This is a genomic window from Carboxylicivirga sp. (assembly GCF_982718395.1).
This window is the reverse complement of sequence record NZ_CEXQWX010000075.1, coordinates 16,951-28,781: the sequence shown is the minus strand read 5'-3', so window position 1 is coordinate 28,781 and position 11,831 is coordinate 16,951. Positions and strand designations below refer to the sequence as shown.

At 36.6% G+C, this 11,831-nt stretch carries 11 protein-coding genes; 3 read left to right on the top strand and 8 right to left on the bottom strand.

The features are described from left to right. The first annotated feature begins 58 nt into the window (after window positions 1-58). On the top strand, window positions 59-1,360 hold the full coding sequence (locus AC4MRQ_RS14445) for a cryptochrome/photolyase family protein (RefSeq protein ID WP_491198396.1): 1,302 nt from the start codon (window positions 59-61) through the stop codon (window positions 1,358-1,360). Window positions 1,361-1,484: 124 nt separating this feature from the next. Here AC4MRQ_RS14445 and AC4MRQ_RS14440 read toward each other — a convergent pair whose 3' ends face one another. Both AC4MRQ_RS14440 and AC4MRQ_RS14435 read right to left on the bottom strand, forming a co-directional pair. After that, a complete protein-coding gene (locus AC4MRQ_RS14440; RefSeq protein WP_491198395.1) occupies window positions 1,485-1,850 on the bottom strand; it encodes a NifB/NifX family molybdenum-iron cluster-binding protein in 366 nt (121 codons plus the stop codon). Between the two features lie 176 nt (window positions 1,851-2,026). Then, window positions 2,027-2,422, bottom strand: a complete 396-nt coding sequence (locus AC4MRQ_RS14435; RefSeq protein WP_491198394.1) for a DUF134 domain-containing protein — start codon at window positions 2,420-2,422, stop codon at window positions 2,027-2,029. 86 nt (window positions 2,423-2,508) lie between these two features. Between AC4MRQ_RS14435 and AC4MRQ_RS14430 the strand changes: the two genes are divergently transcribed. Continuing rightward, window positions 2,509-2,913, top strand: coding sequence for an acyl-CoA thioesterase (locus AC4MRQ_RS14430; protein ID WP_491198393.1), 405 nt, complete (start codon window positions 2,509-2,511; stop codon window positions 2,911-2,913). 35 nt (window positions 2,914-2,948) lie between these two features. On the opposite strand, the gene AC4MRQ_RS14425 is transcribed toward AC4MRQ_RS14430, so the two are convergent. Further along, window positions 2,949-3,941, bottom strand: coding sequence for a Gfo/Idh/MocA family protein (locus tag AC4MRQ_RS14425; RefSeq protein WP_491198392.1), 993 nt, complete (start codon window positions 3,939-3,941; stop codon window positions 2,949-2,951). Between the two features lie 112 nt (window positions 3,942-4,053). Continuing rightward, a complete protein-coding gene (locus AC4MRQ_RS14420) occupies window positions 4,054-5,037 on the bottom strand; it encodes a glycosylasparaginase (protein WP_491198391.1) in 984 nt (327 codons plus the stop codon). A 95-nt stretch (window positions 5,038-5,132) separates the two neighbouring features. Here AC4MRQ_RS14420 and AC4MRQ_RS14415 point away from each other — a divergent pair, with 95 nt between their 5' ends. After that, window positions 5,133-6,089, top strand: a complete 957-nt coding sequence (locus tag AC4MRQ_RS14415) for a metallophosphoesterase (RefSeq protein WP_491198390.1) — start codon at window positions 5,133-5,135, stop codon at window positions 6,087-6,089. A 381-nt stretch (window positions 6,090-6,470) separates the two neighbouring features. On the opposite strand, the gene AC4MRQ_RS14410 is transcribed toward AC4MRQ_RS14415, so the two are convergent. From AC4MRQ_RS14410 to AC4MRQ_RS14395, 4 genes are all read right to left on the bottom strand, one after another. Further along, on the bottom strand, window positions 6,471-6,947 hold the full coding sequence (locus AC4MRQ_RS14410; protein ID WP_491198389.1) for a DUF4199 domain-containing protein: 477 nt from the start codon (window positions 6,945-6,947) through the stop codon (window positions 6,471-6,473). Between the two features lie 427 nt (window positions 6,948-7,374). After that, window positions 7,375-7,752, bottom strand: coding sequence for a hypothetical protein (locus tag AC4MRQ_RS14405; protein ID WP_491198388.1), 378 nt, complete (start codon window positions 7,750-7,752; stop codon window positions 7,375-7,377). 175 nt (window positions 7,753-7,927) lie between these two features. Further along, window positions 7,928-8,755 (bottom strand): response regulator, encoded by an 828-nt coding sequence (locus tag AC4MRQ_RS14400; RefSeq protein ID WP_491198387.1) that lies wholly within the window; start codon window positions 8,753-8,755, stop codon window positions 7,928-7,930. 5 nt (window positions 8,756-8,760) lie between these two features. Next, on the bottom strand, window positions 8,761-11,334 hold the full coding sequence (locus tag AC4MRQ_RS14395) for a tetratricopeptide repeat protein (RefSeq protein ID WP_491198386.1): 2,574 nt from the start codon (window positions 11,332-11,334) through the stop codon (window positions 8,761-8,763). Window positions 11,335-11,831 lie beyond the last annotated feature (497 nt).

Sequence of the window (11,831 nt, the reverse complement as noted above, 5' to 3'; positions counted from 1 at the left end):
TCTCAGTATTACCCTTTCATCATTTTATTTTTAATGGCATGATTAAAAAGCTGACCCAATGATTAATAAAATTACTATTCACTGGTTTCGAAGGGATTTAAGGCTTGAGGATAACACCGCGCTGAATGCTGCATTGAACAGCAAATACCCTGTTTTACCTCTCTTTATTTTCGACACCAATATTATTGAAGAATTACCTAAAAACGATGCAAGAGTATCTTTTATCTACAAACAGTTAAAACAAATTGATACCGGTTTATTTAAAAGGTTTGAGAGTGGTATTATAATAAAAAAGGGCGAACCCGTCGAAATCTGGAAAGAACTAGTAGCAGAATATGATATTGCAGAAGTACACTATAATCGTGACTACGAACCCTATGCAATAAAACGCGATAATGGCATCATAAACCTTCTGATAGATAATGGTATCGAAGTAACAAGTCACCAGGATCATGTTGTCTTTGAATATGATAAAATACTTAAAAAAGATGCTTCACCTTATACTATATATACACCATATAAAAATCAGTGGCTCAAGCATTACGAGAAAGTTCTGTTGTTGCCAAACAAAGGCATTCTTAATAACTTTTTAGAATATAGAAGTGCCTTTCCATCCATTAATTCATTGGGCTTTAACCTGTCAACAATCGAGGTACCCGACTGGAAATCTTTTAATATTGATGATTATGCGACAAAGAGAGACTTTCCGTATATGGAAGGTACAACTCATTTGAGTCCACATTTGCGCTTTGGCACCATTAGCATACGCGAAATATTAAAACTGCTTGATGATTCGCACCATGTGTTTTTGAGCGAGTTAATATGGCGGGAATTTTTCATTCAAATTCTTGTGAATTTCCCTGATGTTGCGAACAATAACTTCAAGCGCAAATATAATGCAGTTCAATGGCGCAACGACGAAGGAGAATTTCAACGTTGGTGCGAAGGAACAACAGGCTACCCAATGGTTGACGCCGGCATGCGACAGTTAAATGAAACAGGATATATGCACAATCGTGTACGTATGATATGTGCCAGTTTTCTATGCAAACATTTGCTTATTGACTGGCAATGGGGCGAAGCTTACTTTGCTCAAAAACTACTCGACTATGAATTGTCATCCAACAATGGTAATTGGCAATGGGCTGCCGGAACAGGTTGTGATGCAGCGCCATACTTTAGGGTATTTAATCCAGCAGAACAGCAGCGTAAATTCGATCCGCACTTTATATATATCCGTAAATGGGTAAAAGAATTTGACCAGGCATCTTACCCGTCACCTATAGTGGAACACAAAACTGCAAGGGAAAGAGCAATTGTAGCATACCGAAGTGCTTTAAACGGAAAAAAGGCCATCTAAGCAGATAGCCTTTAAGGGATTATAATAACCTCAGTTCAACAAAACTTGGGATCAGAACACATCTAAATAGTAAGGTTAGGTAATCTGATTCTAAAATTTAAGTCGATCTGAAGTTTAGCAACAATCAATGCTGGCACTGATGGTCATCTGAATGTTGAAGACATCCAATACCAGAATCTTCAATTTTGTTATTTAAATAATTTTCAGCTACTTGTATCACATCACCTGAACAACCTCTGAAAACCATGATACCATGCTGATTTAATACATTAAGTGCTCCATTTCCCATATTTCCTGCTAACATTATGGTTACGCCTTTCTGTTGTAAAATGGATGCAATATTACTTTTACAACCGCATCCCTGTGGTGATGGCAAAAGTTCAGTTTCAGTAATCTTATTTTCATTATTTACAGTAATAAGCATATAAGCTTCACAATGACCAAAGTGATCATCTACACGATTGTTTTTTGTTGGAATTGCCAGTTTCATAATTCGTTTCTCCTGTCTTTTTTAAATATAATTGATGATGATAACTCCCTTCTCTCATTAACGGACGTCCGCATTTACTGCAATTTTCGTTTCTGCAAGGTTGTTGTTTAACATGCGGATATCTTGAGTTACAATAAACGCAGATGCAGTAACCGTTATACTCTTGATCTTTCATTTTAATTTAATTCACGTAGATTATCTGATTTACAATAGCTGCAGCTATTTAATTCATTAATACTGATACTAAGCTTATGGCATTCTATGCACTTATACCAATGATTATCAGAATGAAAATCTCCACCTTCGATTATTATTGCTTTCCCCTCAACAAATGCTTTTGCAACATTTTTCCTTGCCCTATCATAAATCCTTGTGAAAGTTGGCCTTGATACATTCATCTTTCGGGCAGCATTCTCTTGATTCAAGCCTTCATAGTCTGTCAATCGCATGGCTTCATATTCCTCATACAAAAGAATAACAGGTTCCAGATCGCTCATTGGAATACCAAAGGGCTTAAAACCATCAACTTGTGGTGGAAAATCGATAAAGCGTTTACGTTTTGGTCGAGGCATAACATTCAAATTGATGAGACAAAATTATCAATTATAATGAACAAATGTTCATTACTTATCTTATTTTTGTCAAAAATTCTTGAATAATGAATGAACTATATAAAATCAGTGAGACTCGAATCTGTAAAGCCATATTTCCAGATAGTTTAAATGCTAATCAAACACTATTTGGAGGCAAAGCCATGCAATGGATGGATGAAGCTGCCTATATATCGGCCACACGAGCTACTAAACAACGTATGTTTACCTCTCAGACTTCAAACATTAAGTTTCTTAAAGCAGTTGAACCTAATTCAATAATCGAGATAATCGCACGGGTGGTTAAAGTTGGAGCTGTCAAAGTAAATGTCAGCGTTGAAATCCGAGCTGAAGAAATGTATACAAATGAAAAGTTTGTTGCAATGGAGGGAGAATTCACTCTTGTTGCATTAAACAAAAATGGTAAACCTGAACGAATTAGCTCAATTCAACAACTTGAGCTTGTGGAATAAGAATTATAATATGGGATTATAACTTAATTTCTATTTTAACCGTCGTAAAAGTCTCGTACAACCTTTTGCATCACCTTATTGGTGCGAATTGCCGTTGCGCCGGTACTAACACAACTACAAACGCCTTGTAAATGCTCTACAACCTGTTTAATTAAGTTGTATTGAATATTTTCCGGATTGAGATATGGATATTCAATCAAATCACCGTCTTTGTATAATTCAATCGGTGTATGCTTGAAACCGGAGAACAGGATTTTTCCTTTTGTACCAACAATTTCTATCACATCTTCCTCTGCATTCTCGTGACTGACAAATGACCAAATACCGTTGCCTACCACCCCATTTTCAAATTGCATTGATGCACTTACCGTATCTTCCACTTCATAATAACCACCTCGATTGGCAGCTACACCAAACACAGTTTTTATTGGACCAAACAAATAATCGAGAAAATCCAGCTGATGAGATGCCAGATCATAAAAGATACCACCACCAGAATGTTCTGGCTGTAATCTCCATATATTATCTTGCCCATTCATTTCATAAGCTCGCGCAGGACGAATCAGACGCATATTTACGTATAGTGTCTGTCCGATGGTATCAGACTCAATAAGCTCTTTAACCTTCAGAAATCCAGGCAGCGTCCGACGGTAGTAAGCGACAAATAATGGCATACCTGTCTGTTCACTTGCAGTAAGCATTTGTTTAGCCTGCTCAAATGTTGCAGCCATAGGCTTTTCAACATAAACGGCCTTTCCTGCTTCCATAGCTTTGATCGCATAGTCGGCATGCGATCCGGGTGGCGTCGCAATATAGATTGCATTAATATCAGGATGATGAATTAGTTCTTCTGCATTATCACTCCAGTGGGGAACCTGATGACGGTCAGCATATGATTTTGCTTTTTCACTATCCCTTCTCATAACCATATGCAAAGTGCTGCCTGCTACCTTATTAAAAGCCGGGCCGCTTTTTACTTCTGTGACATTGCCACATCCTATAATCCCCCATTTAATTCGCTTCAGCATAACTTTTTATTTTCAATTATGTGAAGATAAGCTTTTCTAAAAAATTTTACACTTTTAATATTGGGATCATACTTTCAAAGTCTATCGATCTAAGAGTATGATCCCTAATTCTCTATTTCAGATAATAATCTGAATCAATTAAGTTATTACTATTGTTGGCGTACAAGGCGTAGTTAAACCCTTTGTGTAAGCTGTAAGCTCCCACTTCACCTTGTTTATTAATCGCCAGATAACCGATCTGAAATTCCTGATACCCCGGAATCTTTTTTACAATCCGAAGAATAGCCTCTTCAACAGCTTTTTGTGGGCTCATGCCTTGATTCATCAGCTCAACCACAAGGAATGAACCTAAGGTTTTCATTACCAACTCGCCCATTCCGGTTGCTACAGCACCTCCTACTTCATTATCACAATACATGCCAGCACCTATAATCGGACTATCACCGACACGACCGTGCATTTTGTATGCCAATCCACTTGTTGTACAAGCTCCAGATATATTTCCAGTCTGATCAAGTGCTAACATACCAATGGTGTCGTGATTTTCGATATTAATGACCGGTTTATAATCCGATGTCTTTCGCCATTCCTGCCATTGCTTTTTTGCCTTTTCTGTTAGAATATTTTCCTCAATAAATCCTTCTTCTTTGGCAAATTGAAGCGCTCCATCGCCAGCCAGCATCACATGAGGTGTTTTTTCCATTACCTTTCTGGCTACTGAAATGGGGTGCTTAATATTCTCAAGAGCACACACCGATCCGGCATTACCAGTCTCATCCATAATACAGGCATCCAAAGTAACAATACCATCCCGATCAGGTCGACCACCATAACCAACACTCATATCATTAGAATCTGCCTCGACTACCATCACACCCTTTTCTACAGCCTCAATGGCACGACCACCTTCTTTTAGTATTTTCCAGGCCGCCTCATTGGCCTGCATACCATTTTTCCATGTTGAAATAGCCAGAGGCTTTGTTACACGACCGTTTTTTCTACGCCCGGCTTTGATATCATTCATTTGCGATCCGGCTGCTATCAATCCCAAGGATGCTAATCCACTTTTTTTTATAAAATTTCTTCTCGAACTCATATTTAGCTTTTGTTTAATCTAGATTAGTACAATTGCATTAGTAAAATGCCTATTTTTGAAGCATCACAACCAAATGTAACGAAATTAGCTATAGAATGACCGCTATAATTAATGATGGACACCAAGATGAACATTTTTACGACATAATCGGTGATGTTCATGGATACCACATAGAGTTACAAAAACTTTTAATAAAGCTTGAGTACTCACTTGTAAACGGTGTATGGACACATGCCTACAGAATAGCCGTTTTTGTTGGTGACTTTATTAACCGTGGCCCGAATAGTCGTGGTGTTATTCATACAGTGAGAGATATGGTAAATGCAGGCACAGCGCTGGCCATTCTTGGCAATCATGAGATGAATGCTATTTTTTATTTCACCAAAGACAATGAAGGAGAACCTTTGCGTATTCCGGGGAATAATAATAGTAAGCTACTATATAAATTTGCCCGGGAATACAATGGTAACACCGAAGCGCTCAAAAGAGATATTAAATGGTTAAGAACATTGCCACTTTTCTTAAAACTGAATGGTATTCGGATCGTGCATGCTTATTGGAATGATCAACATTTTGAAAAACTTCAAGGTCTGCATAAAGATGGCAGACTAAAAAGAAGTACTCTTAAACGATTATTATTGCCTGGAACAAATCTCAACAAAGCATTTTTTGAAACGATTAAAGGCATTGAATTTAATATGCCAGGGGATTTACTGATCAAAGATGCAGAAAACGTGAGACGTGATAACTTCAGGGTGAAATGGTGGACTAAGCCTAAGGGAAAGACCTTTAAAAAGTTGAGTTACGGTAATAAATTTGAACTGCCTGATTATACTATTCCTTCTGAAATCATTTCAGATTATGAAATCTATCCTAAGTCTGCCCCAATAGTTTTTATTGGTCACTATTGCATGGGCCGTGGTCCTATGATCCCTGCTGTCAATGTATGTTGCGTAGATGCATGTGTCACAAACGCCGGACGACTGGCGGCATACCGTTACAATGGAGAGGATGAGTTGGATGAAAGCAATTTTGTGTTTGTAAGGCGATAATCCCTAAAAAAGTTTGTGATGTCTATACATTGCAATCCTGAAGTCATAAATTGATATACAAACTTGTTAGCCTCTCCTGCGCAGCAGGTTTCCTCATTGGAGTAATCGTCGACACCTCCTGTAAATAAGTTATACCAATTGGGACACCTGTCAGGCCAATTGGGGCAGTCGGCAAGTGAATTGGGACATACTTTTTGCACATTGGGAGGGGTGGTGACCCCATTGGGAGAGGTGGCTGGTAGATTGGGGCAACCGGCGATACAATTGGGAAGTGTAACTCCCTAAAATCGCTTGACAGCTTTGTTAATCGTGTTTTACAGATCGCATCTTTATTTCTATGACGCAGATAAAGATGCGATCTTTTTATTACTCTCCACCAGCTTATCCGTTCTTCTTTGTAAAAAAAGCCACAACGGCAGAGGTTATCGCTCCCATCATAATGGCACCAATCATACTTTGTTTAATGTAGCTATTCAGATTGAAGAATGCTTCGGCTTGTTCCTGTGTTTGTTTCCCTTGTTCAACAGATAAGGCAATTATATTTGGAAAATATTCGGGTGATAAATACTCATGTGTCAAGTATTGTCCTATGGGACTTAGCAGCGACACAATAACAGCAATGATCAGTCCACTTGTAAAACCTTGCGTCCATGTCATGGTACCTCCCAGCCATTTTCGCTTGTCCAATAAGGCTAACACATAAATAATAATGGCCGGTACAGCAAAAAAGTTAGTAAGAATGTGGTGCTTATCAATGCGCTCATCATGCAGCCCGATTGATTTTTCGAAAACCGTCCAAAGCAGTATAACGGCAAAAAAGATGACTCCCCACTTGAGTTCAATAACAATTTTCTTCATAGCAAATGATTTATAGTTCATTGAGTTGCATATGAAACAGGTTTAATACATCAGTTGTTCAAACATGTTAAGCGTGCTGTTTTATTTCTGCGGTTACGGAATAAATACCTAAAAATCCCCTTAACCATAAGGTTAAGAGGATTCAGAAGTTCCGGGTTTAGTATTACATCATGTAATCTATAGCATTGTACATGACATGGCTTAATGTTTAACTATTTTATAGGTCGCATAACATGCTCAATCTTGTTTTCTAAATCACATTTCACATTTTTGAATGCTGCAAAGTTGAAAAGTATCTAAAGTTTAATGAAGCAATTGGGGTTAACAGAAAGTAACGAGTATTGAAGAGAAGGTTAACAAAAAGTAACAATTGGCAATTGATATAAGCTGATAAATGGTAGTAAAAGCCAGGGTGGAATTTTTATTATCAATCGTTTTCCACAATTACTTTTGAAGATTGTACCCACTCCCGGGCATCTTCTATGCGATAAAAATAAGCTGAGTTTCCGCTATCCTGATCCAGGCTTAATGTATCAGGTTTGAACAAATCATGAATAAGGTAGATAATTTTAAAAGAACGGTTCCTGTGGTATATTTTACGAAGAAACGAAAGTAGATTCCCGAACATTCGTTTATTTACCTTCAACCCGGCAACTTCTCTCAAGTCAATAATAATGTACTGTAATTCATCCCACTCAAGCTCACCGGATATTTCACTATTTGCTTCAATAAGGTCGAGCATTGTAACTATACCGAAACAATGCAGCACAACGCCATGTTTTTCCCAAGTTGATTCAAATGCCATAAAAACAAAATATGCAATAAAAAACATTAATAACACCTGATATTTGAGCTTTCCCTAAAACATAAGGCGTTGATTTTTATTGCAAAATTGCTCGATCTATATTAAAAACTTAAGGAAATCAGGTTAACAATTGGTAACAATACAAATAAATGAGGTTAACAATAGGTTACATTTCTTAAATCCCGGATAGAAAAGTAGTCAAATCCATACTTTTTTCAAGCCCTAGTTTCTTGCGTAACCTTGAACGTCCTACCTTAATGCTCTCTACCGTTTGAAAAGTTGCAGCAGCTATATCTTTAGAGTTCATACCCAACCTTAAGAAGGTGGCCAGACGCAAATCTGTGTTGGTTAATTTAGTGTACTTTCGGGACAGGTTTTGCAGAAACCCGGAATGAACACGCTGGAAATAAATTTCAAAGCGTTGCCATGAATCCTCTTTAACTTTTGAATCAATGGAGTTTATTATTTCCCCTATTAAATCTAATGTACTTTGATTATCGTTAATATTGCCTGAGATTTGTTGAATATCTTCAATTAATTTAATCAGAAATTCATTGTTTTGCACAAGGTACATGGAGTTTTCAGCTAGTTCCCTGTTTTTTTGCTCAAGTAATTGAGATTGATAATCTGAAATTTTAAGGATCGATTGCGTTCGGGCAATCAGTTCAACAGCATCGATGGGTTTACGGATATAATCGCATGCACCGGCTTCCAATGCTATCTGAAGATGCTCAGGTGTTGTCATGACTCCGGAACACATGATCACAGGTATATCACAACTGTTACTTTGTGATTTTAAACTTTTAATAAGCTCAATACCTGACATCTCAGGCATCTCCCAATCAGTAATAATCAGGTCAGGGCACTCATCCCTGACAATATCAAGGGCTATTTTTGGACGAGTTGTTCTTAGAATCTCATATGGTGTATCGTATTTTTCAAAAATATCGACAATGGTCTCCAGATAATTAATTTGATCGTCGACGATGAGTATTTTTTTCATGTATACTAATTATTCATTTGTATGTCAGTAAGTTTATTAAAGGTTGCTACATCTTCGGTTCGAATTGCCATTTCAACGTGCTCCTTCCACAGCTTGATATTTTCACTGGAATCATAGTCCAGGTCTGTGAGAATTTTATTTAACTGGCTAATCTGATAAATCTTTGTATTCTGAAGCTGTTCAATGTTTTTACTGATGTGCTTAATTTCTGTGCTGGTTAGTATTGGTAAATTTTCGCTCACTATCATTTCTGTGGATTGGCGCTTAAGGTCTGTACCGGATTGTAATAAATTTAGTGTAAACCAAAAACATGCACCTTTACCGGGTTCACTTTTCACACCAATTGTACCTCCATGGGCTTCAACGGCCAATTTGCAAAAGGCCAGGCCCAATCCTGTTGACTGAATTTTCCCTGAATCCTTTGCCTGCTGTTGGGCAAAACGTTGAAATATTTTCGCCTGCCCCGATTTATCAATACCTGGACCTTTATCACATATTTCAACACGAACTTTGGATTGATGTTCTGTTTCGACAGCTTTTATTGTAATGACATCGTTATTGGACGAATATTTTATAGCATTTGTAAGCAGGTTAACCAAAATACGATTCAATATCTCCTTCTCTGATCTTACTTTATAGTTATATCCTATTTCAACTTTCAATTGTATATTTTTTTCTTCACACAAAAACCTCACATCTTCAATGCTTTCTTTTATTAAAACGTTCAGATCTTCGTGACGCAAATCTATTAACATGGTACTGTTCTCATATTTTTGCAGATCCAGAATGTTCAACACCATGTTTAACATTTGTTTTCCCGAATTCCTGATCTTTTTTGCAAAGTTGGTCGTATCAGGAGCTGCATGAATAATTGTATTTAATGGGTTTTTTAAATCATGCACAATCATTCCGGTCATGGCTTCTTTAAACTGATCCAGTTCAACCAGTTTTTTATTCGAGATAGTTAATTCATCGTTTTGAGCAAGTATCAATTCTTTTTGTGAGTTTATTTCATGATTAAGTTCTGCCAACTCCTTGTTTTTCTTGCGGTTCTTCCTAAACCCAATAAATATAAGTGCAGATACAATAGATAAAAACAGGAAACCAATCAGGAAGGTATTTCTCAGTGCAACCTGTTTATCTTTTTCTTGTTCAGCCAGCAAATTTCTTTTCTCCTGCTCCAGTTCTATTTTATGAATCTCACTCTGGTGTTCATAATTCAGGGTCTCTTTCAGGATTTTCTTTGTATTTTCTTCATTTATAATACTATCTGCATATTGCTGATATTGCTTAAAATAAAACAGTGACTTTTTGTAATTGCCAAACTTTTCATTCAAATCAGCCAAACCTTTGGAAGCATCCCGTATATCATAATAACTTTCAGCTTTATTTGCCCGTTGTAATCCTTCGGTAAAATATTTCTCTGCATCCTTAAGTTTTCCAATTTCAAAGTAGAAATTACCAATCTTGTTTAATTTACCGCTATAGTTTAAGTTTCTTTTACTTAGTTTTATTAATATCAAGGATTCAGTAAAGTACTTTTCAGCTTTTTCTATATCTCCTTTTAAATGATATGCCTTAGCAATTACATCGTAGACAGAAGTTTTGTAACTAATATCTATTCCTTCATTGTACAAATGCAATGCTTTATTGCATAACTTTAGTGCGTTATCCAAACTATCCAGTTCAATATATATGGATGCGAGAGTATTTAGTGTACTGATTTTATCCAGGGGACTATTCAGTTCTGATACTATTTGCCAGCTTTTCTGTGCGTAGGTCAACGATTCATGAAACTGATCCTGGATGAAGAACATTTGACTAATGCTTATATATGCAACAGATTCCGTTCGTTTATTATTTGATTTTTTTGAAAAGCGAACACTTTCGATATAATGCTCAATACTCTGGGAATAATCCTCAAGTATCTTATAAAGTCCTCCAAGGTTTCTGTATGCCAGGGCACAATTAGCATTGTCCTTAACGGAGGAGTACAACTCAATAGCTTTTTTATACTTTTCAATAGCCAGACTATAGTCGTTGTCTTGCCTGTGAATAATCGCCATATTTACATAGGTCGCAGCTTCTCCGGCAGGTTTACCACTTTCTATGAACATTTCCCTTGCTTTATTGAAAAAGAATATGGCACTATCTCTTTTACCCTTATATCGACATAAGGTTCCTAAATCGTTGTAACATCTGGCAGCATTGTAACTGTCATTTAATTGAAGGAAAATGCCTAGCGACTGATTCATTTTTATTTGTGCTGAATCAAGGTGTCTTGTCATTCGGTAATAGGCTCCCTGTAAAAATAGTGAATTAGCTATTCCAAATTTATAATCGATTTTTTCTGAAAGATATAGTCCTGAATCAGCAGTGGCTTTAAACAAATCGAAATTCGTATTGTAATACAACTTTGCCAAATTGTAATAGACTAATACCTTGAGCGTGTCATGTGTTTCATCTGATTCAATTACATGCTTAAGACTATCTATTGTAGCCTTCCGCTTATTACCATAGACCAAAAAACTTTGCAGATTCAGACAAATAATAATAGCTAAAAGAAATCTAAATTTCATTATCTGTTTATTATACAATCATAGGATTTTCGATTGTGCAATTATAAACTTTATTTGTGTCAGGACATGCATTCATTATGTAATCATATAGGCTTTTTATCAAATTTTCCATCATTGGTTTTGTGTATGGGTAAACGATACATGGTACGTTAGTTTGATATAATTGTTGCGTCAAGTAGCTGTCTCGTCTGATTATCATTAATGAGACAATTGTAACTAGGTTAATAAATTTCCTGCAGATGTTTATTTATGAGAGATTTGACTAATGACCACTAATGCCAAGATGATACTATATTTTTAAAAATGGTTATGTATTGTTCAGAGAATCTGAAAAGAATATCGATTCCTGCAAGAGTTTAAGTTGAAAGTTGCTGGATGCTTACATCTTAGGGTTTTACGGGTAGTATCTTTGGTATGAATCAATAACAAATAGCGGCGTTAAGCAAGTGCCAAACGCCGCTGTAATGTATTTATTTTTGTAGCCCTGTTATTAATTT